General features: G+C 60.6%; 21 protein-coding genes. 14 read left to right on the top strand and 7 right to left on the bottom strand.

Annotated features, from left to right (window positions below):
• Nucleotides 1–7 precede the first annotated feature (7 nt).
• The 9 genes from GIW28_RS22510 (at nt 8) to trpE (ending at nt 9,875) form a co-directional block, all read left to right on the top strand.
• Nucleotides 8–637, top strand: a complete 630-nt coding sequence (locus tag GIW28_RS22510; RefSeq protein ID WP_017138071.1) for a response regulator — start codon at nt 8–10, stop codon at nt 635–637.
• Between the two features lie 337 nt (nt 638–974).
• Nucleotides 975–2,087: an ABC transporter ATP-binding protein gene (locus GIW28_RS22515; RefSeq protein ID WP_017138072.1), complete on the top strand. Its 1,113-nt coding sequence runs from the start codon at nt 975–977 to the stop codon at nt 2,085–2,087.
• Nucleotides 2,088–2,130: 43 nt separating this feature from the next.
• Nucleotides 2,131–3,171 carry an ABC transporter substrate-binding protein gene (locus GIW28_RS22520; RefSeq protein WP_017138073.1) on the top strand — a complete coding sequence of 347 codons (1,041 nt, stop codon included), beginning with the start codon at nt 2,131–2,133 and terminating at the stop codon, nt 3,169–3,171.
• A gap of 166 nt (nt 3,172–3,337) precedes the next feature.
• Nucleotides 3,338–4,570, top strand: coding sequence for an ABC transporter permease (locus tag GIW28_RS22525; RefSeq protein WP_017138074.1), 1,233 nt, complete (start codon nt 3,338–3,340; stop codon nt 4,568–4,570).
• Between the two features lie 12 nt (nt 4,571–4,582).
• Nucleotides 4,583–5,407 carry an ABC transporter permease gene (locus GIW28_RS22530; RefSeq protein ID WP_017138075.1) on the top strand — a complete coding sequence of 275 codons (825 nt, stop codon included), beginning with the start codon at nt 4,583–4,585 and terminating at the stop codon, nt 5,405–5,407.
• Nucleotides 5,408–5,603: 196 nt separating this feature from the next.
• Nucleotides 5,604–6,752, top strand: a complete 1,149-nt coding sequence (locus tag GIW28_RS22535) for an iron-containing alcohol dehydrogenase (protein ID WP_017138076.1) — start codon at nt 5,604–5,606, stop codon at nt 6,750–6,752.
• Nucleotides 6,753–6,835: 83 nt separating this feature from the next.
• The gene (rpe, locus tag GIW28_RS22540; RefSeq protein WP_017138077.1) at nt 6,836–7,510 is read left to right on the top strand and encodes a ribulose-phosphate 3-epimerase; all 675 of its coding nucleotides are present in this window, start codon (nt 6,836–6,838) and stop codon (nt 7,508–7,510) included.
• Nucleotides 7,507–8,325 carry a phosphoglycolate phosphatase gene (locus tag GIW28_RS22545; RefSeq protein ID WP_017138078.1) on the top strand — a complete coding sequence of 273 codons (819 nt, stop codon included), beginning with the start codon at nt 7,507–7,509 and terminating at the stop codon, nt 8,323–8,325. Before rpe ends, GIW28_RS22545 begins: the two co-directional genes overlap by 4 nt.
• Nucleotides 8,326–8,393: 68 nt before the next feature.
• On the top strand, nt 8,394–9,875 hold the full coding sequence (gene trpE, locus GIW28_RS22550) for an anthranilate synthase component I (RefSeq protein WP_017138079.1): 1,482 nt from the start codon (nt 8,394–8,396) through the stop codon (nt 9,873–9,875).
• 75 nt (nt 9,876–9,950) lie between these two features.
• Here trpE and estP read toward each other — a convergent pair whose 3' ends face one another.
• Nucleotides 9,951–11,873 carry an esterase EstP gene (estP, locus tag GIW28_RS22555; RefSeq protein WP_236446322.1) on the bottom strand — a complete coding sequence of 641 codons (1,923 nt, stop codon included), beginning with the start codon at nt 11,871–11,873 and terminating at the stop codon, nt 9,951–9,953.
• Nucleotides 11,874–12,296: 423 nt separating this feature from the next.
• Here estP and GIW28_RS22560 point away from each other — a divergent pair, with 423 nt between their 5' ends.
• The 4 genes from GIW28_RS22560 to GIW28_RS22575 all read left to right on the top strand — a co-directional run bounded on the left by GIW28_RS22560 (nt 12,297) and on the right by GIW28_RS22575 (nt 15,634).
• Nucleotides 12,297–12,890 (top strand): aminodeoxychorismate/anthranilate synthase component II, encoded by a 594-nt coding sequence (locus GIW28_RS22560; RefSeq protein WP_053258301.1) that lies wholly within the window; start codon nt 12,297–12,299, stop codon nt 12,888–12,890.
• Between the two features lie 9 nt (nt 12,891–12,899).
• Nucleotides 12,900–13,949 carry an anthranilate phosphoribosyltransferase gene (gene trpD / locus GIW28_RS22565; protein ID WP_017138082.1) on the top strand — a complete coding sequence of 350 codons (1,050 nt, stop codon included), beginning with the start codon at nt 12,900–12,902 and terminating at the stop codon, nt 13,947–13,949.
• Nucleotides 13,946–14,782 (top strand): indole-3-glycerol phosphate synthase TrpC, encoded by an 837-nt coding sequence (gene trpC, locus GIW28_RS22570; protein WP_017138083.1) that lies wholly within the window; start codon nt 13,946–13,948, stop codon nt 14,780–14,782. The genes trpD and trpC overlap by 4 nt, the downstream gene beginning before the upstream one ends.
• A gap of 156 nt (nt 14,783–14,938) precedes the next feature.
• On the top strand, nt 14,939–15,634 hold the full coding sequence (locus GIW28_RS22575; RefSeq protein ID WP_236446319.1) for a lipoate--protein ligase family protein: 696 nt from the start codon (nt 14,939–14,941) through the stop codon (nt 15,632–15,634).
• Here GIW28_RS22575 and crp read toward each other — a convergent pair.
• Nucleotides 15,631–16,275, bottom strand: coding sequence for a cAMP-activated global transcriptional regulator CRP (gene crp, locus GIW28_RS22580; RefSeq protein WP_017138085.1), 645 nt, complete (start codon nt 16,273–16,275; stop codon nt 15,631–15,633). The two genes, GIW28_RS22575 and crp, sit on opposite strands and share 4 nt — an antisense overlap.
• A gap of 247 nt (nt 16,276–16,522) precedes the next feature.
• Here crp and GIW28_RS22585 point away from each other — a divergent pair, with 247 nt between their 5' ends.
• Nucleotides 16,523–16,945, top strand: a complete 423-nt coding sequence (locus GIW28_RS22585; RefSeq protein ID WP_017138086.1) for an OsmC family protein — start codon at nt 16,523–16,525, stop codon at nt 16,943–16,945.
• 60 nt (nt 16,946–17,005) lie between these two features.
• Here GIW28_RS22585 and coq7 read toward each other — a convergent pair whose 3' ends face one another.
• The 5 genes from coq7 to GIW28_RS22610 all read right to left on the bottom strand — a co-directional run bounded on the left by coq7 (nt 17,006) and on the right by GIW28_RS22610 (nt 21,029).
• Nucleotides 17,006–17,653: a 2-polyprenyl-3-methyl-6-methoxy-1,4-benzoquinone monooxygenase gene (gene coq7 / locus GIW28_RS22590; protein WP_017138087.1), complete on the bottom strand. Its 648-nt coding sequence runs from the start codon at nt 17,651–17,653 to the stop codon at nt 17,006–17,008.
• A gap of 137 nt (nt 17,654–17,790) precedes the next feature.
• Nucleotides 17,791–18,129, bottom strand: coding sequence for a histidine triad nucleotide-binding protein (locus tag GIW28_RS22595; protein ID WP_003210943.1), 339 nt, complete (start codon nt 18,127–18,129; stop codon nt 17,791–17,793).
• Nucleotides 18,130–18,175: 46 nt separating this feature from the next.
• Nucleotides 18,176–18,964 carry an SDR family NAD(P)-dependent oxidoreductase gene (locus GIW28_RS22600; RefSeq protein ID WP_236446316.1) on the bottom strand — a complete coding sequence of 263 codons (789 nt, stop codon included), beginning with the start codon at nt 18,962–18,964 and terminating at the stop codon, nt 18,176–18,178.
• Between the two features lie 64 nt (nt 18,965–19,028).
• Nucleotides 19,029–19,994 (bottom strand): DUF805 domain-containing protein, encoded by a 966-nt coding sequence (locus GIW28_RS22605; RefSeq protein WP_138449317.1) that lies wholly within the window; start codon nt 19,992–19,994, stop codon nt 19,029–19,031.
• A gap of 72 nt (nt 19,995–20,066) precedes the next feature.
• Nucleotides 20,067–21,029 carry an NAD(P)H-dependent flavin oxidoreductase gene (locus tag GIW28_RS22610; protein WP_138449319.1) on the bottom strand — a complete coding sequence of 321 codons (963 nt, stop codon included), beginning with the start codon at nt 21,027–21,029 and terminating at the stop codon, nt 20,067–20,069.
• Nucleotides 21,030–21,048: the final 19 nt, after the last annotated feature.

The following is a 21,048-nucleotide window of genomic DNA, read 5'->3' on the forward strand; positions in this document are numbered from 1 at the left end:
AGCCCCTGTGATTCGCGTATTGGTAGCCGAAGACCACACCATTGTTCGTGAAGGCATCAAGCAATTGATTGGCCTGGCCAAAGACCTGCTGGTGGTCGGCGAGGCCAGCAATGGCGAGCAGTTGCTGGAGACCTTGCGCCATATCGCCTGTGAGGTGGTGTTGCTGGATATCTCGATGCCGGGCGTAAATGGCCTGGAAGCGATTGCGCGCATCCGTGCATTGAGTAACCCGCCCGCGATTCTGGTGCTGTCGATGCACGATGAAGCGCAAATGGCTGCCCGCGCCCTGAAAGTCGGGGCGGCGGGGTATGCCACCAAGGACAGTGACCCGGCGCTGTTGCTGACGGCGATTCGCAAGGTGGCGGCGGGCGGGCGTTACATCGACCCGGACCTGGCGGACCGCATGGTCTTTGAGGTCGGCCTCACCGATACGCGGCCGTTGCATTCGTTACTGTCGGAGCGCGAGTTCTCAGTGTTCGAGCGCCTGGCCCAGGGCGCCAACGTCAATGACATCGCCCAGCAACTGGCGCTGAGCAGCAAGACCATCAGCACCCACAAGGCGCGGTTGATGCAAAAGCTCCATATCACCTCCCTGGCCGAACTGGTGAAGTACGCCATGGAACACAAACTCTTGTAACCCCCTCGATCGTTCCCACGCTCCGCGTGGTAACGCCTCTTGTGACGCTCTGCGTCACGCTTTAGGACGCAGAGCGTCCTGGGCTGCATTCCCACGCGGAGCGAGGGAACGATCAAGCCGGGCTCCTCCAGGTGCGCGTATCTGTTTACGACATAGGCTTTGCCGGCAGACGCTGACGATTGCCGCCGCACTGTTCTCTGCCCGCCATCCGTGTAGGGCAATCCCTACCCCCAACCTTCCATCCTGCTGATGTGATTCTCTCCTCGCCCCCGATTTCCGGGGGCTCGCGCCTGGACTACGCTTTGTGCCACAGCAGTCCAAAACAAAAGGTGCGGGTATGAGCGAGGTGGATTCAAATGATGTGCTGGTCAGCTTTCGTGGCGTGCAGAAGAGCTACGACGGCGAGAACCTGATCGTCAAAGACCTCAACCTGGAGATTCGCAAGGGCGAGTTCCTCACCCTGCTCGGGCCGTCGGGTTCGGGCAAGACCACCAGCCTGATGATGCTCGCCGGTTTCGAGACGCCGACCGCCGGGGAAATCCTGCTCGCCGGGCGCGCTATCAACAACGTGCCGCCGCACAAGCGCGACATCGGCATGGTGTTCCAGAACTACGCGCTGTTCCCGCACATGACGGTGGCAGAGAACCTGGCCTTCCCCTTGTCGGTGCGCGGCTTGAGCAAGACCGATATCAGCGAGCGGGTCAAACGCGTGCTGAGCATGGTCCAGCTGGATGCCTTCGCCCAGCGTTACCCGGCGCAACTCTCCGGCGGTCAGCAACAGCGCGTGGCCTTGGCCCGCGCGCTGGTGTTCGAACCGCAGCTGGTGTTGATGGACGAACCCCTCGGCGCCCTCGATAAACAACTGCGCGAACACATGCAGATGGAGATCAAGCACCTGCACCAGCGCCTCGGCGTGACCGTGGTGTACGTGACCCACGACCAGGGCGAAGCCTTGACCATGTCCGACCGCGTGGCGGTGTTCCACCAGGGCGAGATCCAGCAGATCGCCGCGCCGCGCACGCTGTACGAAGAGCCAAAAAACACGTTCGTCGCCAACTTCATCGGCGAGAACAACCGACTCAATGGCCGCTTGCACAGCCACACCGGCGAACGCTGTGTGGTGGAGTTGGCGCGCGGTGAAAAGGTCGAGGCGCTGGCAGTGAATGTCGGCCAACTCGGCGGCCCGGTGACCCTGTCAGTACGCCCGGAGCGCGTCAGCCTCAACGGCTCCAGTGAGTCCTGCGTCAACCGCTTCTCTGGGCGGGTGGCGGAATTTATCTACCTGGGCGACCACGTGCGTGTGCGCCTGGAAGTCTGCGGCAAGGCCGATTTTTTTGTGAAACAACCGATCGCTGAGCTGGACCCAGCGCTTGCGGTCGGCGACGTGGTACCGATTGGCTGGCAAGTCGAGCACGTTCGCGCACTCGACCCACTTCTAGAGGCGAATTAATCGCCCCATGGCTTCACCAACCCTGCACGTGGAGAGAACAACAATGTTGAGATCCCTTAAATATTCCGCCTTGGCCATCGGCTTGATGGGCGCGACACAGGCCATGGCAGGCCCGGACCTGACGGTCGTATCCTTCGGTGGCGCGAACAAGGCGGCTCAGGTCAAAGCCTTTTACACTCCGTGGGAAAGCGCGGGCAATGGCAAGATCGTCGCCGGTGAGTACAACGGTGAAATGGCCAAGGTCAAAGCCATGGTCGATACCAAGAGCGTGTCGTGGGACTTGGTGGAAGTGGAGTCGCCGGAACTGTCCCGTGGCTGTGACGAAGACATGTTCGAACCGCTCGACCCGAAACTGTTCGGCAATAGCGCCGATTACGTGAAAGGCGCGATTCAGCCCTGCGGCGTGGGCTTCTTTGTGTGGTCCACCGTGCTGGCGTACAACGCCGACAAGCTTGCCACTGCACCGACCAGTTGGGCGGATTTTTGGGATACCAAGAAATTCCCAGGCAAGCGCGGCCTGCGCAAAGGCGCCAAGTACACCCTGGAATTCGCCTTGATGGCGGACGGCGTGGCCCCCAAAGACGTGTACAAAGTGCTGGCTGGCAAAGACGGCCAGGATCGCGCGTTCAAGAAACTCGACGAACTCAAACCGTCGATCCAGTGGTGGGAAGCCGGCGCACAACCGCCGCAGTACCTGGCCTCGGGTGATGTGGTCATGAGCTCGGCCTACAACGGCCGCATCGCTGCCGTGCAAAAAGAAAGCAACCTGAAAGTGGTGTGGAACGGCGGCATCTACGACTTTGACGCCTGGGCCATCCCTAAAGGCCTGGCCAAGGACCGTGCCGAAGCGGCGAAGAAATTCATCGCCTTCTCGGTGCAGCCGCAACAGCAGAAGACCTACTCGGAAAACATCGCCTACGGCCCGGCCAATACCCAGGCTGTGCCGTTGCTGGCCAAGGATGTGCTGAAAGACATGCCGACCACGCCGGAGAATATCGCCAACCAGGTGCAGATCGATGTGAGCTTCTGGGCGGATAACGGCGAGCAGCTCGAGCAGCGCTTCAATTCCTGGGCGGCCAAGTAACACCGCATATTCCTCTGTGAAAGCAGGCTGGTGTGGGAGCTGGCTTGCCTGCGATGGGATCGACTCGGTCTTTGAGTGACACCGAGGCGATGCCATCGCAGGCAAGCCAGCTCCCACAAAAAAGCACCGCTCACAGGGAACTCTTAGAAGATTTCCGGAGTTTGCCATGGTTATCGCCATTCCCAGCCCCACCCTCAAGCAGCGCCTGGCGCGTGCCGAGCGGCTCAACCGCTGGAAGGCCCAGGCCTTGATTGCGCCGCTGGTGCTGTTTTTGCTGCTGGTGTTCCTGGTGCCGATTGTTGCGCTGCTTTACAAAAGCGTCGGCAACCCGGAAGTGGTGGGCGGTTTGCCGCGTACCGTGGTGGCGGTCAAGACCTGGGACGGTCGCGGCCTGCCGGGTGAGCCGGTGTATCAGGCGCTCAGCGAAGACCTGGGTGAAGCGCGTAAAAACCAGACGCTGGGCGACTTGTCCAAACGCTTGAACATGGAACTGGCCGGCTACCGCAGTCTGTTGACCAAAACCGCGCGGGCGCTGCCGTTTACCGAAGCGCCCGCCTCTTATAAGGAAGCGTTGGAAAACCTCGACGAACGCTGGGGCGACCCGGCGTACTGGCAGGCGATCCGGCGTAATACCAGCAGCCTCACGCCGTACTACCTGCTGGCGGCTGTCGATCACCGTATCAATGACCTTGGCGAAGTGGCCCCGGCCACGCCTGACCAGGCCATCTACCTGGACATCTTCGCCCGCACGTTCTGGATGGGCTTGGTAATAACCTTCATCTGCCTGTTGCTGGCCTACCCGTTGGCCTATTTGCTGGCCAACCTGCCGGCACGCAAAAGTAACCTGCTGATGATTCTGGTATTGCTGCCGTTCTGGACCTCAATCCTGGTAAGGGTGGCGGCGTGGATTGTACTGCTGCAGTCCGGTGGGTTGATCAACAGCGCATTGATGGGCATGGGGCTGATCGATAAACCCATGGAGCTGGTGTTTAACCGCACCGGGGTTTACATCTCGATGGTGCACATCCTGTTGCCCTTCATGATTTTGCCGATTTACAGCGTGATGAAAGGCATCTCGCCCACGTATATGCGTGCAGCGATTTCCCTGGGTTGCCACCCGTTTGCCAGTTTCTGGCGTGTGTACTTCCCGCAGACTTATGCCGGTGTCGGCGCCGGTTGCCTGCTGGTGTTTATTCTGGCGATTGGTTACTACATCACCCCGGCGCTGCTCGGCAGCCCGAACGACCAGATGGTCAGCTATTTCGTCGCGTTCTACACCAACACCAGCATCAATTGGGGTATGGCCACGGCGCTGGGCGGCTTGCTGCTGCTGGCGACCGTCGTGCTGTACCTGATCTACAACCGTCTGGTCGGCGCCAGTCGCCTGCGCCTGAGCTGAGGAGAGTTGGCGATGCTGAGCCCTTATATGTCACCCGTGGAGCGGGTGTGGTTCTACAGCTTGCGGATCCTGTGTGGCTTGATCCTGCTGTTCCTGATCTTGCCGGTGCTGGTGATTATCCCGCTGTCGTTCAACAGCGGCAGTTTCCTGGTGTACCCGCTGCAAGGCTTCTCGCTGCACTGGTATCAGGACTTCTTCGCCTCGGCCGAGTGGATGCGTGCATTGAAGAACAGCATCATTGTGGCCCCGGCGGCCACGGTGCTGGCGATGGTGTTCGGTACGCTGGCGGCGATTGGCCTGACGCGCGGCAACTTTCCCGGCAAGGCGTTGGTCATGGCCTTGGTGATTTCGCCGATGGTGGTGCCTGTGGTGATCATTGGCGTGGCCAGCTATCTGTTCTTTGCGCCACTGGGGCTGGGCAACAGCTTCCTCTCGCTGATTGTGGTACATGCCGTGCTGGGTGTGCCGTTTGTGATCATCACCGTGTCGGCGACGTTGCAGGGCTTCAACCACAACCTGGTGCGGGCAGCGGCCAGCCTGGGCGCCTCGCCGCTGACCGCGTTTCGCCGTGTGACCTTGCCGTTGATCGCGCCGGGGGTGATTTCCGGGGCATTGTTTGCCTTCTCGACGTCCTTTGATGAAGTGGTAGTGACGCTGTTTCTCGCCGGCCCCGAGCAAGCGACTTTGCCGCGCCAGATGTTCAGCGGCATCCGCGAAAATTTAAGCCCGACGATTGCCGCAGCGGCAACCTTGCTGATTGCGTTCTCGGTGCTGCTGTTGCTGACCCTTGAATGGCTGCGAGGCCGCAGCGAGAAACTGCGCACCGCGCAAGTCTAAAGGTCGAAACCGGATCAAATGTGGGAGCTGGCTTGCCTGCGATAGCATCAACTCGGTATGTCAGGAAAACCGAGGCGGTCGCATCGCAGGCAAGCCAGCTCCCACACCGACCGAGCCATTCAGTGCGTGAATGCTGGGCAACCTGAAATACCCGGCTATTCTTGTGCCAGCCCATCATTAATAAGAGGCCGCGCACATGAGTACTTCCTCATTCAAGATCGCCCACAAACTGCTGACCGGTGCTGGCGCCATCGAACAACTGGCCGCCGAGCTCACGCGTCTTGATGTGGATAACCCGTTGATCGTTACCGATGCCGCGCTGGTCAAGTCCGGCACCGTGGCGCTGGCGCTCGAGCACCTGGGCGAGCGCACTTATGAGATTTTCGACCGTGTGCTGCCCGACCCGGAAATCGCCATCGTCGAGGACTGCATGCGCGTGTACCGCGAGGGCGGGCATGACGGCCTGATCGGCGTGGGCGGTGGCAGTGCCATCGACATTGCCAAGAGTGTCGCGGCCTATGCCGGTTACCACGGCGCGCTGGCGGACTTGTTCGGCGTCGACCAGGTGCCGCGCAAAGGCCCGCCGCTGATCGCCATCCCGACCACGGCCGGCACCGGTTCGGAGGTGACCAATGTGGCGATTCTCTCCGACAAGGCCGCACAACTGAAAAAAGGCATCGTCAGCGATTACTTATTGCCGGATGTTGCGCTGATCAGCCCGCAAATGACCCTCACGTGCCCGCGCAGTGTCACCGCGGCCAGTGGCGTGGATGCGCTGGTGCATGCCATCGAGTCCTACCTGTCGCTGAATGCCTCGCCGATCACTGACGCGCTGGCCATCGGCGCGATCAAACTGATTGCCAATGCGCTGCCCAAGGCCTACGCCAACCCGGCCAACCTGCAGGCCCGCGATGATATGGCCACCGCCAGCCTGATGGCCGGCATGGCGTTCGGCAATGCTGGCGTCGGCGCAGTGCATGCCTTGGCGTACCCGCTGGGCGGGCGATTCAATATTGCTCACGGCGTGAGCAATGCGCTGTTGCTGCCCTACGTGATGCACTGGAACAAACTGGCCTGCGTGGAGCGCATGCAGGACATTGCCCAAGCCATGGGCGTGAATACCGCCGGGCTCAGCGTCAACGACGCCGCCGATCAGGCGGTCGAGGCGATGACGCGGCTATGTGCCGCCGTGGAAATCCCGGCAGGGCTGCGCAGCTTTGGTGTGCCGGAAGACGCGATCCCCGCCATGGCGACGGAAGCGGCGGGTATCGAGCGCCTGATGCGCAACAACCCGCGCAAGCTCAGCGCGGCGGATATCGAGAAAATCTACCGGGCGGCATACTGACCATTGAGTTAGGTCACGGTGTGCTGGGTAAAGCATGAGGTATACAATGCGCGCCATCGTGATTTAGCTCAAAAAGGTGCGTCATGCAGCCCTTCGTTATCGCTCCATCGATTCTCTCCGCCGACTTCGCCCGCCTGGGTGAGGAAGTGGACAAGGTATTGGCCGCCGGTGCCGACTTCGTGCACTTCGATGTCATGGACAACCACTATGTGCCCAACCTGACCATCGGCCCGATGGTCTGCGCGGCACTGCGCAAGTACGGCATTACTGCGCCGATCGATGCGCACCTGATGGTCAGCCCGGTGGACCGCATCGTCGGTGACTTCATCGAGGCCGGCGCCACCTACATTACCTTCCATCCGGAAGCCACGCTGCACGTCGACCGCACCCTGCAACTGATCCGCGAAGGCGGTTGCAAGGCCGGCCTGGTGTTCAACCCGGCCACGCCGTTGAGCGTGCTGGAGTACGTGATGGACAAGGTCGACATGGTCTTGCTGATGAGCGTCAACCCAGGCTTCGGCGGGCAGAAGTTCATCCCCGGCACGCTGAACAAGCTGCGCGAAGCCCGTGCGCTGATCGATGCGTCGGGCCGTGATATCCGCCTGGAAATCGACGGTGGGGTCAACGTCAACAATATTCGCGAAATCGCCGCCGCTGGCGCTGACACCTTTGTGGCTGGCTCGGCGATCTTCAACGCCCCCAACTACCAGGAAGTCATCGACAAGATGCGGGCCGAACTGGCGCTGGCGCGTCCATGAGCGGTTTTGAGCAGTTGTTCCCCGGCAAACTGCCACGACTGGTGATGTTCGATCTGGACGGTACATTGATCGATTCGGTGCCAGACCTGGCGGCGGCGGTGGACGAGATGCTGCTCAAGTTGGGGCGAAAGCCAGCGGGCATCGAGGCGGTGCGTGAGTGGGTCGGCAACGGCGCGCAGATGCTGGTGCGTCGGGCCTTGGCCAACCATATTGATGCCGAAGGTGTGGATGAGGTTGAGGCCGAGCACGCCCTGGAACTCTTCAATGTTGCCTATGAAAGCAGCCATGAGCTCACCGTGGTTTACCCAGGCGTGCGCGACACGCTCAAGTGGCTGCACAAGCAAGGCGTGGAGATGGCGCTGATCACCAACAAGCCGGAGCGCTTTGTCGCGCCGCTGTTGGACCAGATGAAAATCGGCCGGTATTTCCGCTGGATCATCGGCGGCGACACCTTGCCGCAGAAAAAGCCTGACCCGGCGGCGCTGTTCTTTGTGATGAAAATGGCCAATATTCCGGCCTCGCAATCGTTGTTTGTCGGCGATTCGCGCAGTGATGTGCAAGCCGCCAAAGCCGCTGGCGTGCAGTGTGTGGCGCTGAGCTACGGCTACAACCACGGCCGACCGATCGCCGAGGAGTCGCCGGCGCTGGTGATTGATGATCTGCGACTGCTAATCCCCGGTTGCTTGGGAGCGGGCGCTGAGATAACGTTGCCCGACATCGAATCAACCCCTTCTGGAAATTCCATCGTGGTGGTCACTCGCAAACTCTGGATGAAAGTCATCAAGGCCCTGGCCCGCTGGCGTTGGCGCGCCTGACTGATCCTGGCCGCGTTGCGGCACGTTTGCACACCTGACCGTTTGACCCTCAAGCCACGAGGCACCTCATGATCCGCGAAGAATTCCTGCGTTTGGCCACTGCCGGCTATAACCGTATCCCCATGGCCTGCGAAACCCTGGCTGACTTCGATACGCCGCTGTCGATCTACCTCAAACTGGCCGACAAGCCCAATTCCTACCTGCTTGAATCGGTGCAGGGCGGCGAGAAGTGGGGCCGTTACTCGATCATCGGCCTGCCGTGCCGCACCGTGCTGCGTGTGCATGACCACCATGTGAGCATCACCCATGATGGCGTCGAGATCGAAAGCCATGACGTGGAAGACCCGCTGGCGTTCGTCGAAACCTTCAAGGCGCGCTACAACGTGCCGACCATTCCCGGTCTGCCGCGTTTCAACGGTGGCCTGGTGGGGTATTTCGGCTACGACTGCGTGCGCTACGTAGAAAAACGCCTGGGCAAATGCCCGAACCCGGACCCGCTGGGCGTGCCGGACATTCTGCTGATGGTCTCCGACGCGGTGGTGGTGTTCGACAACCTCGCCGGCAAGATGCACGCGATTGTCCTCGCCGACCCGTCCCAGGCCGATGCCTTCGAGCAAGGCCAGGCTAGCCTTGAGGCATTGCTGGAGAAACTGCGTCAGCCGATCACCCCACGCCGTGGCCTGGACCTCAGCCGTCCGCCGGCCGCCGACCCGATCTTTCGTTCAAGCTTTACCCAGGATGACTACGAGCGCGCGGTCGACACCATCAAGGAATACATCCTTGCCGGTGACTGCATGCAGGTGGTGCCGTCGCAACGCATGTCCATCGACTTCAAGGCGGCGCCAATTGATCTGTACCGCGCGCTGCGGTGCTTCAACCCGACGCCGTACATGTACTTCTTCAACTTCGGAGACTTCCACGTGGTGGGCAGTTCGCCGGAAGTGCTGGTGCGGGTCGAAGACAACCTCATCACCGTGCGCCCGATAGCCGGCACACGCCCGCGTGGCGCGACCGAAGAGGCCGACCTGGCGCTGGAAGAAGACCTGCTGAGTGACGACAAGGAAATTGCCGAACACTTGATGCTGATCGACCTGGGCCGCAACGACACCGGGCGGGTTTCGGAAATCGGTTCGGTGAAGCTCACCGAGAAGATGGTCATCGAGCGGTATTCCAACGTGATGCACATTGTGTCCAACGTCACCGGCGAGCTGAAAGCCGGGTTGACCGCGATGGACGCACTGCGGGCGATTCTGCCGGCGGGCACTTTGTCGGGCGCGCCGAAGATTCGCGCGATGGAGATCATCGACGAACTGGAGCCGGTCAAGCGTGGTGTGTATGGCGGCGCCGTGGGATATTTCGCCTGGAACGGCAATATGGACACTGCGATTGCGATCCGCACCGCCGTGATCAAGGACGGCGAGCTGCATGTGCAGGCGGGTGGCGGGATTGTGGCTGACTCGGTGCCGGCCCTGGAATGGGAAGAAACCCTGAACAAACGCCGCGCGATGTTCCGGGCTGTGGCGTTGGCCGAGCAAACGCCGCAAAGCTAAAGTCAGACATTGGACAACCTGTGGGAGCAGGCAAGCCAGCTCCCACAGTTGTTTTGTGGGGCGTTTAAGATCCGCTTAGAAATCCAGACTCACCCCCACACTGACGCCTTGCTGGGTAAAACTGTCATCCTTCCTCACGTTATACGCCGCCCGTAGCGCCAGCTCCTGAGTCAGCTTGTGGCTGACCCCCAGACTCAATCGGTCCGAATTGCTGCGCGGCGTGTAGCCGTCCAGCTTGAAGTCGATCCCGGGCACGCTGTTGAGCGACATCTTTACCTTCTGGGTGTCGTTTTCGAACTCATGCTCGTGGGCCACTTCGCCAAACACTTGGGTTTGCGGCGTAATCCGGTAGCTGCCCTGCAGGCCGACGCCCAGGCGTTTGGAGTCGCGTTGCTGGTCATCGAAGGTCAGCGCGGTGGAGCGGTTGTCCTTTTCCGAATAACCATCGACTTCGACCCGCGAATAGTCCGCGCTGATGAACGGTGACAAATGCCAGTCGCTGCCGGCGCCGGCAATGTCATAACCCAAACGGCCGCTCAAGGCCCAGAGCCAGCCATCGGTGTCGCCTTTTTCGGCGCCTTCGCTGACGCCCAGGGCGAACTTGCGCTTGAGGCTGTCGAAGTCCAGCTTGCCGCCGGTCAACGCCGCATCGGCCCACCAATGGTTTTGCTGATATTGCGCAAAGGCCGTGCCCATGTAGCTGTTGAGCTTGTAGTCCGAATCGCGGGCGCCGGCTTCGAGTGTCTGGCGATACAAGCCGGCGGCCACGCCGACGCGCCAGTTTTCGTCGAGGCGATAGCTGCCGCCGACGTTCACGTTGTAGCCACTGCCGTCGCCGCTGGCCGAACTGCGTTGATCATCAAAGTCCAAATGCTGGCCACCACCGGCGACAATCGCGCGCCATTGGCCGACGGCCTGCCAGTTGCCATTGTCGGCTTGCCACTGGTTGCGCAGCTCATCCTGATGGGCGCGCAACGTGCCTTGGGCCATCTCCGGCAGCAAGGTCACTTCCCACGGCGCGGCGAGCAGCGAGTAGGCGTAGTCGGCGATCAACTGTTGCCCGGCGATGGTGGGGTGAACCGAGTCGTTATAGATCAGCTTGGTCGGGTCCGGGGTGGCGCCGCCAATGCCATACACCGGGTTGGCGGTGCAGCCGTTGCCGCTGAAGCAGGTGCCGGTGAGGTTTTGCCCGGAGGCCAGGCCAAAGCGCGCAGGGTTGGCGAAGGTTTCATTGAGCAGTAACGGGATGTTCAGCGGGATGACCTGGGCGTCGATCTGCGACAGGCGCTGCACCAGCGCCTGGTTGAAAATGCTGCTCAGGGCCGAGCTGGCGCCTTGCGCGGGCGTGCCGTTGATGGCGGGTGTCAAGCCCAGGTCGGGCAGCATCCACACCATGATGTAGCGCGCGCCGGCCTGTTGCAGGGCTTGGGCGCTGTCGGCCAGGCGCCCGCCGGCGGCCACGGCCTGGCCTGGGCTGAGGACGCGTCCTTGCAGAAAGTCATTGCCGCCACCGGATAGGAAATACAACGCGTTCGGGTCAGCCCGCCCGCCGTTGGCCGGCAGATAACCCTGACGGCTGCGCAGTACGGTGCCACCACCGGCATTGCCGGGCGGGATCGCCGCATTGGAGACCGAGGTGATGGAATCGAGGATATTGTCGGTACGGTAGCCGCCGACCGCCCAGTTATTACCATCCGGCAAACCTTGGGCGGCACGTACCGGCGAGGTGGAGGCGTTCAGGTCGTTGGGTGCCACGCCCAGCTTGCCCCCCAAAAGCGTAGATGACACCAGGCCATAATCGCCCTGGAATGTCGGCCCGGTGCGGTTGGTAAAGCGCAATGTGGCGCCGGCCGAGCCATCGGGGAACTGGCCGGCGTCGGCCAGGCTGTCGCCGAACACGACCATGGTTGAGTAAGGTGAAGGTGCTGCAAACGCCTGCGCGCAGGCCAGTGACAGGAGGCAGCCGGCGAGGGGGGCGAAAAACGGTGGTCTGAGCATGCGAAATTCCATTTAGTTGTTTTTGTATCGGACGCGAAACACTAGCAATGTAGTGAGGGTTTTCGTCGAAGAAAACTGTTTTTTCCTGTAAAGACACCGTAGTGATTCCCCCGTATTCGCTGCTCCATATTGCACCGCTGGCGAGGCTACGTTACTGTGCCTGAACGTATGAATGAGACCCTCCCCGTGTTGATCATCAGCAAACTCTTGATGCGAGTAGTCAAGGCACACGCCCGTTGGCGTTGGCGCGCCTGACATTTTTCTCTGCCGGCTCGGCCGGACCTGTACCGATTTGCCTTCTTCACCCTTTGTTTGACGCCCCTTGCCGGCTCACCCTGGCAACCGGAACGTGCGTCTGGCAGCGGGACACTCTCTTGGAAGGCGGTCATTCGAAATCAGTGAATTCAAGAGGTTTGAACCCACATGTTGCTGATGATTGATAACTACGATTCCTTTACCTACAACGTTGTGCAGTACCTGGGCGAACTCGGCGCCGAGGTCAAGGTGGTGCGCAACGACGAACTGACGGTCGCCGAAATCGCTGCCCTGAACCCGGAGCGCATCGTGGTTTCGCCTGGCCCGTGCACGCCGACCGAAGCGGGCATCTCCCTCGAAGCCATCCAGTATTTCGCCGGTAAATTGCCGATCCTGGGCGTGTGCCTGGGTCACCAGTCCATCGGCCAGGCGTTTGGTGGTGACGTGGTGCGTGCGCGCCAAGTGATGCATGGCAAAACCAGCCCGGTGTTCCATAAAGACCTCGGCGTATTCCACGGCCTCAACCTGCCGGTGACAGTCACTCGCTACCACTCGCTGGTGGTCAAGCGTGAAACCCTGCCCGAGTGCCTGGAGCTGACCGCCTGGACTCAGCTGGAAGACGGCTCGGTCGACGAGATCATGGGCCTGCGTCACAAGACACTGAATATCGAAGGGGTGCAATTTCACCCCGAATCAATCCTGACCGAGCAGGGCTACGAGCTGTTCGCCAACTTTCTCAAGCAGAGCGGCGGCACGCGCTAAGGACTTTCCATGGATATCAAGACTGCCCTGAGCCGTATCGTCGGCCATCTGGACCTGAGCACCGCTGAAATGAGCGACGTGATGCGCGAGATCATGACTGGCCAATGCACTGACGCGCAGATCGGCGCGTTCATGATGGCGATGCGCATGAAGAGCGAGAGCATCGACGAAATCGTCGGCGCCGTGTCAGTGATGCGTGAGCTGGCCGACAAGGTTGAGCTCAAGACCCTCGACGGCGTGGTCGATGTGGTCGGCACCGGCGGCGACGGTGCGAATATTTTCAACGTGTCGACGGCTTCCTCCTTTGTGGTGGCGGCAGCCGGTTGCACCGTGGCAAAACACGGTAACCGTGCGGTGTCGGGCAAAAGCGGCAGCGCCGACTTGCTGGAGGCGGCTGGTATTTATCTGAACCTGACGCCGGTGCAAGTGGCGCGCTGCATCGACAGCGTGGGCATTGGCTTCATGTTTGCCCAGTCCCACCACGGCGCCATGAAACACGCCGCCGGCCCGCGCAAGGACCTTGGCCTGCGCACCCTGTTCAACATGCTCGGCCCGCTTACGAATCCGGCCGGCGTGAAACATCAGGTGGTCGGTGTGTTCAGCCAGGCGCTGTGCCGGCCGTTGGCCGAAGTGTTGCAGCGTCTGGGCAGCAAGCACGTGCTGGTGGTGCATTCCAAGGATGGCCTGGACGAATTCAGCCTGGCAGCGCCGACCTTTGTGGCGGAGCTGAAGAATGACCAGGTCAGCGAATATTGGGTCGAGCCCGAAGACCTCGGCATGAGAAGCCAAAGCTTGCATGGCCTGTCGGTGGAAAGCCCGGCGGCCTCGCTGGAGTTGATCCGTGATGCCTTGGGGCGCCGCAAGACAGAAAACGGTCAGAAAGCCGCAGAAATGATTGTTCTGAATGCTGGCGCGGCACTTTACGCGGCGGACCACGCCTATAGTCTTAAGGAAGGTGTCGCCTTGGCCCACGATGCGTTGCACACCGGTCTGGCTCGCGAAAAGCTCGAAGAACTGGGAGCCTTTACCGCTGTGTTCAAAATGGAGAATGAAGGATGAGTGTCCCGACCGTTCTGGAAAAAATCCTCGCGCGCAAGGCTGAAGAGGTGGCCGAGCGCCGTGCCCGTGTGAGCCTGGCTGAGCTGGAGGGCTTGGCAAAAAGCGCCGACGCGCCGCGTGGTTTTGCCGCTGCGCTGATCAAGCAGGCGAAGGAAAAACAGCCTGCCGTGATTGCCGAGATCAAAAAAGCTTCGCCCAGCAAAGGCGTGATTCGCGAAGTTTTCATTCCTGAAGACATTGCCAAGAGCTATGAGAAGGGCGGCGCAACCTGCCTGTCCGTGTTGACCGATATCGACTTCTTCCAGGGTTCCGATCTGTTTCTGCAACAGGCCCGCGCCGCGTGCAAGTTGCCGGTGATCCGCAAGGACTTCATGGTTGACCCGTACCAGATCGTCGAAGCCCGCGCCTTGGGCGCCGATTGCGTGCTGCTGATCGTCTCCGCGCTGGACGACGTGAAGATGGCCGAGCTGGCGGCCGTGGCCAAAAGCGTAGGCCTGGACGTACTGGTAGAAGTGCACGATGGCGATGAGCTGGAGCGCGCGCTGAAAACCCTCGACACGCCGTTGGTGGGGGTTAATAACCGTAACCTGCACACCTTTGAAGTCAGCCTGGAAAATACCCTCGACCTGTTGCCGCGTATTCCGCGTGATCGGTTGGTGATTACCGAGAGCGGCATCGTCAACCGCGCCGACGTAGAGCTGATGGAAATCAGCGGTGTGTTTTCGTTCCTGGTGGGTGAGACATTTATGCGCGCCGAGAACCCAGGTGCGGAATTGCAGCGTCTGTTTTTCCCGGAGCGTGGCGTGGCGGTGAGTGGTTCGACCCTCGACTGATTTGAAATACGGTAAACATGTGGGAGCTGGCTTGTGTGGGAGCTGGCTTGCCTGCGATAGCATCACCTCGGTGTTTCTGGAAGACCGCGGTGCCTTTATCGCAGGCAAGCCAGCTCCCACATTCGGTTTTGTGTTTGTTCAGATGATAGGTGTCCGATGATCGAGCCGGTGTCGATGACAGTTGAAGCAGGACTTGCCGCCGAGCAAGACTTGCTGGCGGCCGTTTGCGCCGGTGAACGGGAGTTTGGTTTGCTGTTCTGGCAGCCCAGCGACCAAGCGCTGGTCATGCCGCGTCGCTTGAGCCGCTTGCCGGCTTTTGACGCGGCCAGCCAGGGTTCGGCTGCTGCCGGTTGGCCGGTGCTACTGCGCGAGACCGGCGGAGAGCCGGTGCCGCAGTCGGCCGCCACGGTCAATATCGCGCTGGTTTACGCGCCGCCACGCAGCGAAGGTGATCAAGGCCGCATCGAAACCGGTTATCAGCGTTTGTGCCAGCCGATCTGTGATTTGCTGATTGAGTTGGGCGGTGACGCTTCTGTTGGCGAAATCGACGGCGCCTTTTGCGACGGTCGCTATAACGTCAACCTCAACGGCCGCAAGATGGTCGGCACTGCCCAGCGCTGGCGACAAAGTGGCGGCCGCCCAGTAGGTTTGGTGCACGGTGCATTGTTGCTGGATAACGACCGCGATGAGCTGATTGCGGCGGTCAATCGTTTCAATGAGGCCTGCGGCCTCGACCAGCGGGTGCGTGCCGACAGCCATATCGCGTTGCACGAAGCCTTTCCCGCACCGGATGCCATCACCCGACTGGACGCGTTGTACCGTCAGATGCTGGCCGGATTCCTGCCGGCTTAACGCGTACCGAACACCACCATCGTCTTGCCTTTGACGTGTACCAGGTTGCGCTCTTCCAAGTCCTTGAGCACACGACCGACCATTTCCCGTGAACACCCGACAATGCGTCCGATCTCCTGGCGCGTGACTTTGATCTGCATGCCGTCAGGGTGGGTCATGGCGTCGGGCTGTTTGCACAGTTCCAGCAGGCAACGGGCTACGCGGCCGGTGACATCAAAGAACGCCAGGTCACCCACTTTGCGCGTGGTGTCGCGCAAGCGCTGGGCAATCTGACCGCTTAAGGCGTAGAGAATGTCGGGATCATGTTGGGCCAGTTCGCGAAACTTGGCATAGCTGATCTCGGCGACTTCACACTCAACCTTGGCCCGCACCCAGGCACTGCGCTCCTGCTCTTTGCCCGCTTGTTCAAACAGCCCCAGCTCACCGAAGAAATCCCCGGTATTGAGGTACGCGATGATCATCTCGCGGCCGTCTTCATCTTCAATCAGGATGGTGACCGAGCCCTTGATAATGAAGAACAGCGTCTCGGAGCGTTCGCCTGCGCAAATGATGTTGTGCTTGGCCGGGTAACGCCGGCGCTGGCAATGCATCAACAATTTGTCGAGGTTCTTGATCTTGGGTGTGGGAGCAAGAGCAACCATGGTTGTATCCCGAAAAGACTGCACGGTGTGGTTGGAATTATTTTTATCCAGCGGTAATGGCATTGATACACGCTGTACAAAGGATGGCAATGCGCCATTGAATTGGCGCCAGCTTAACAGACACATTCTGCCTCGATTAAGGAATTTAGCGGGCAAACGTTGTCATTGATCGTTTTCATACCGGGCGCTGCGGGTTCAAGACCCTGTGCTAAGCTGGCGACCCTTTTTTAGCAGTGGAGTCTGGGCGATGAAGGCACGCATCCAATGGGCGGGCGAGGCCATGTTCCTCGGTGAGTCGGGCAGTGGCCATGTGGTAGTTATGGACGGCCCGCCGGACGCCGGTGGCCGTAACCTGGGTGTACGCCCGATGGAAATGCTCCTGCTCGGTGTTGGCGGTTGCAGCAATTTCGACGTGGTCAGCATCTTGAAGAAGTCCCGCCAGGCCGTCGAGAGCTGCGAAGCCTTCCTGGAAGCGGAGCGGGCCACTGAAGACCCCAAGGTGTTTACCAAGATCCACATGCATTTCGTGGTCAAGGGCCGGGCGTTGAAGGAAGCTCAGGTCAAGCGCGCCATCGAGCTGTCGGCCGAGAAGTATTGCTCTGCATCGATCATGCTTGGCGCGGCCGGTGTGGCCATCACCCATGATTACGAGATTATCGAGCTGGGTTGATTGCCAGTCGGCAATAGAAAAGGGCGCCTGTTGAGGGCGCCCTTTTTTGTGCGGCATTGTTTAAATTCGATAGGTGCTTTTGGTCATGACCTTGGCCAGTACGCTCATGCCGAACCTCACGGGCGCCGGGAAGCGGAAGCCGCCTGCATCCAGTGCGCTTTCTGCGTGGTGTTCTTCATCAATGCGCATCTGTTCAAGAATCGCCCGCGACTTTTCGTCTTCGGCCGGCAGTTGCTCCAGGTGTTCATCCAGGTGTTTGCACACCTGATGCTCGGTCGCAGCCACAAAACCGAGGCTGACCTTGTCGCTGATCAGGCCGGCAGCGGCGCCGATACCGAACGACAAACCATAAAACAGTGGGTTGAGCACGCTGGGATGGCTACCGAGCTGGCGAATGCGCTGCTCGCACCAGGCCAGGTGGTCGATTTCTTCTTCGGCCGCATGTTCCATCGCTGCGCGTACTTGCGGCAGCTTGGCGGTCAGCGCCTGGCCTTGGTACAGCGCCTGGGCACAGACTTCACCGGTGTGGTTGATGCGCATCAGGCCGGCGACGTGGCGGGTGTCGGTCTCGCTCATCTGCGCGTCGGGCTGCACGATGGCGGGCGAAGGCCGGTACGGTTGGCCGCTGAAGGGCAGCAGTGTGCGCATGGCCATGTCGGCTTGCAGCAACAGACGGTCAATCGGCGAGTAGTGACGTTGGGTAGTCATGCTGACCTCCGGGAAGAATCTCGGCGGCCAGTTTACCGCAAGAGAAGGCGATGCGTTTGCGCTGTGTCAATTTGCCCCTGTGGCGAGGGAGCTTGCTCCCGCCCGACGGCGTAGCCGTCGCAAACTCCCCGCAACAATCAGCCCGGCGGCCAGTTCATCTGGCGCTGACCCAGCACGTGCATATGGATGTGATAAACAGTCTGCCCGCCATCCTCGTTGCAGTTCATCACCACGCGAAAGCCCTTCTCGCAGCCTTGCTCTACGGCCAGCCGTTGAGCGGTGAACAGAATATGGCCAGCGAGGGCTTTGTCTTCTTCGGTGAGGTCGTTGAGGGTACGGATCGGCTTTTTCGGAATGACCAGAAAATGCACGGGTGCCATTGGGGCAATATCGTGGAAGGCGAGGACTTGGTCATCTTCATAGATGATCTTCGCAGGTATTTCTCTGTTGATGATCTTGGTGAACAGAGTATCCACAGCTGTTTCTCCATTATGAAAGTGCAGAACGAGTGTACCGAGGCCGTCAGCGCGGGCAATAGGCCTTGTTGATGGCGCCGGCAATCTTGCGGGTCAGCCAGCGTGGGCTCAAGCGCGGGCTGAAGGCCAGCCAGCGGTTGCGTCGCCCGGGAATAATGATGGCTTTGTTCTTTTCCAGCGCGCGCACGGTGTAGAGCGCCACTTCTTCCGGGCTCATCAGTTGACCGCTGCGGTCGAGCTTGGCGGTGTCCATTTGCGCGGTGCCGAAGAATGGCGTGCGCGTGGGGCCGGGACACAGCACCGAGACCTTGATACCGCAGGTCTTCAACTCTTCGCGCAAGCCTTCGGAGAAGTGCAGCACATACGCCTTGCTGGCGTAATAGCTGCTCATCCAGGGGCCGGGCTGGAAGGCTGCGACCGAGGCCACGTTGAGAATCTGCCCACCGCCATGCAGCGCCATGGCGTTGCCAAGGGCGTGGCACATGCGGGTGAGGGCCAGGATGTTGACTTCGATCAGGTCTTGCTCGGTCATCCAGTCCTGGGCAAGGAACGGCCCGCTGGTGCCCATGCCGGCGCAGTTGACCAACAGGTCGATCTGCCGCTCGCCTTCTTCAAGTTCCAGCAGGAACCCGGACAAACGCAGGGGTTCGCCCAGGTCGCAGGCACGAAACAGCACCTCGACGCCGAAGCGCTGAGTCAATTCAATTGCAATGCTTTCCAACTGATCACGCTGGCGGGCCACCAGAATCAAGCTACGGCCGCGACGGGCCAGTGCTTCGGCCAAAGCCAGGCCGATGCCACTGGAGGCGCCGGTGATCAGAGCGTAACGGGTCATGCCTTTCTCCATCGCAACGCCGCCGAGCCTGTGACAGAGGCATCACAGGCGGCGGGGCGTTTCTTCACTGTTCTGGAGAGTCTACAGGTTCGGCTGCGTCCTCAGCACTTTGCACGCTTTCTTCTTCATCTACGGTGACGCTTTGATCGGTGGCGTCATCGGCGGTGATGGAGCTGCTTTCGTAGCTGCTGTCCATATTGGCTTCGAGTTGGTTCAGGTAGCCGTTCATGCCCAGCGTCACCACAATGGCGAGCATCACCGGAATAAACGCCAGCCACAGGGTCGCCAACACTTTGACTGCCGTGGAGTTGCGCGGCGGCGGCGGGCCATATTGGTTGGCGCCTGCATTGCCCGGCAATACCAGCAGCAAGATTGGGAAGATGCTGTTGACCACTGGCACAAGGTTGAGGAAGTACAGCCAGCCGGACCAGCCCAGGTCGTGCAGGCGTTGCACACCGATTTGCACGCTCACCCACACCAGTGCAACAAACAAGGCCAAGCCCAGCAGCACCCCGAGGATGGTGCCGGCAGTCGGCGAGGCGGTTGCCACGGCGAAGCTCGCGGTACTGATGATGCCACCGGCCACCAACAGCGCCAGGGTCAATACCAGCGTCCAGGCCAGATAACGCAAGCGGCCGATGCGACCGTGGATGGTGAACACTTTAAGGGTTGAGTATTCCTCGGTGTACTCACCCACGGCAGCACGCGGTGGTGCATAGGGCGAAGCCGCAGGGCGCGAGAAGTCTGCAGTGCTGGCGTCGGTTTCGTGGGTTTCGGCCAGGTTGAAGGTTACCGGCTGCTCGGCTTCGATACGGGCATCGATGCCGGCGTTTTTCAGCGCTGTAAGGTAGGTTTCGGCATCGGCACGGGAAAGGTCGCGCTTGAGTGCGACCGGGCGGCCGGTGAAAAGCTTTTCGATGGCTGCCACATCACTTTTGAACAGCTCGGCGAGGTTCAGCTTGGCGGTGGTGCTTTCGACACCCGGGAGCAGGGCTCCGTCAAACACAATCTTGAAACGGCTGTCGCTCATGCGGGCATCCTTGTCACTTGTTCAGGGAGGGGGTTTGCAGGCCTGCACACATGGGCAGGCCTGCTATTGAGTTTAACGGGGCCAGCGCAACTGCGCTGCCTTCTCGCGTGCCTTGCGGTATTCGGCATCCAGGCGGGCAATCAGTTCATCGACGCTGGGCAAATCATCAATCTGGCCGACACCTTGGCCGGCTGACCATACGGTTTTCCAGGCCTTGGCCTCATCGCTTAACGGCTTGAGCTTGGAGCCGAAGTTGACTTCGCCTTTGCCCTGCAGGGCGGCGAGGTCGAAACCGGCGTTTTCCAAACTCTGGCGCATGAAGCTTGCGGGTACGCCGGACACCGCAGGAGTGTGCACGATGTCGGCGGCGCGCGATGTGAGCAGCATCTCTTTATAAGCGTCCGGGGCGTGGCTTTCGGTGGTGCCGATAAAGCGCGTGCCGAAATACGCCAGGTCTGCGCCCAGCAGTTGGGCTGCGAGTATCTCATGACCATGGTTGAGGCAGCCGGCCAACAGCAGGGTTTTATCAAAGAACTGGCGAATCTCGGCGATCAGCGCGAACGGGCTCCAGGTACCGGCATGGCCACCGGCGCCCGCTGCCACGGCGATCAGGCCGTCAACACCGGCTTCTGCGGCTTTCTCGGCATGCCGGCGGGTGGTGACGTCGTGAAACACCAGGCCACCGTAGCTGTGGACCGCATCCACCAGCTCCTTGACCGCGCCCAGGCTGGTGATGACGATCGGCACCTTGTGCTCGACGCAGATCGCCAGGTCGGCCTCAAGCCTTGGGTTGCTGTTGTGCACGATCAGGTTGACGGCATAGGGCGCGGGGTTGTCCAGCTGTGCCAGGCCCGCTTCGATTTCCTCCAGCCAGGCCTTGAAACCGCTGCTTTCGCGCTGGTTAAGTGCCGGGAAACTCCCAACCACGCCATTGCGACAGCACGCCAGCACGAGTTGCGGGTTGGAAATCAGAAACATCGGCGCAGCCACCACGGGTAGGCGCAGACGTTGTTCGAGCGAAGCGGGCAGTGACATTGGAGGTTCCCCGAGTAAT

It is taken from the genome of Pseudomonas sp. PA-5-4B, assembly GCF_021606215.1.
GTDB lineage: Bacteria > Pseudomonadota > Gammaproteobacteria > Pseudomonadales > Pseudomonadaceae > Aquipseudomonas > Aquipseudomonas edaphica.

Bases quoted from the DNA above. Each gene is read 5' to 3' on its own strand.
- GIW28_RS22515 (WP_017138072.1), top strand. From the start codon at position 975: ATGAGCGAGGTGGATTCAAATGATGTGCTGGTCAGCTTTCGTGGCGTG.
- GIW28_RS22520 (WP_017138073.1), top strand. From the start codon at position 2,131: ATGTTGAGATCCCTTAAATATTCCGCCTTGGCCATCGGCTTGATGGGC.
- GIW28_RS22525 (WP_017138074.1), top strand. From the start codon at position 3,338: ATGGTTATCGCCATTCCCAGCCCCACCCTCAAGCAGCGCCTGGCGCGT.
- GIW28_RS22530 (WP_017138075.1), top strand. From the start codon at position 4,583: ATGCTGAGCCCTTATATGTCACCCGTGGAGCGGGTGTGGTTCTACAGC.
- GIW28_RS22535 (WP_017138076.1), top strand. From the start codon at position 5,604: ATGAGTACTTCCTCATTCAAGATCGCCCACAAACTGCTGACCGGTGCT.
- rpe (WP_017138077.1), top strand. From the start codon at position 6,836: ATGCAGCCCTTCGTTATCGCTCCATCGATTCTCTCCGCCGACTTCGCC.
- GIW28_RS22545 (WP_017138078.1), top strand. From the start codon at position 7,507: ATGAGCGGTTTTGAGCAGTTGTTCCCCGGCAAACTGCCACGACTGGTG.
- trpE (WP_017138079.1), top strand. From the start codon at position 8,394: ATGATCCGCGAAGAATTCCTGCGTTTGGCCACTGCCGGCTATAACCGT.
- estP (WP_236446322.1), bottom strand. From the start codon at position 11,873: ATGCTCAGACCACCGTTTTTCGCCCCCCTCGCCGGCTGCCTCCTGTCA.
- GIW28_RS22560 (WP_053258301.1), top strand. From the start codon at position 12,297: ATGTTGCTGATGATTGATAACTACGATTCCTTTACCTACAACGTTGTG.
- trpD (WP_017138082.1), top strand. From the start codon at position 12,900: ATGGATATCAAGACTGCCCTGAGCCGTATCGTCGGCCATCTGGACCTG.
- trpC (WP_017138083.1), top strand. From the start codon at position 13,946: ATGAGTGTCCCGACCGTTCTGGAAAAAATCCTCGCGCGCAAGGCTGAA.
- GIW28_RS22575 (WP_236446319.1), top strand. From the start codon at position 14,939: ATGATCGAGCCGGTGTCGATGACAGTTGAAGCAGGACTTGCCGCCGAG.
- crp (WP_017138085.1), bottom strand. From the start codon at position 16,275: ATGGTTGCTCTTGCTCCCACACCCAAGATCAAGAACCTCGACAAATTG.
- GIW28_RS22585 (WP_017138086.1), top strand. From the start codon at position 16,523: ATGAAGGCACGCATCCAATGGGCGGGCGAGGCCATGTTCCTCGGTGAG.
- coq7 (WP_017138087.1), bottom strand. From the start codon at position 17,653: ATGACTACCCAACGTCACTACTCGCCGATTGACCGTCTGTTGCTGCAA.
- GIW28_RS22600 (WP_236446316.1), bottom strand. From the start codon at position 18,964: ATGACCCGTTACGCTCTGATCACCGGCGCCTCCAGTGGCATCGGCCTG.
- GIW28_RS22605 (WP_138449317.1), bottom strand. From the start codon at position 19,994: ATGAGCGACAGCCGTTTCAAGATTGTGTTTGACGGAGCCCTGCTCCCG.
- GIW28_RS22610 (WP_138449319.1), bottom strand. From the start codon at position 21,029: ATGTCACTGCCCGCTTCGCTCGAACAACGTCTGCGCCTACCCGTGGTG.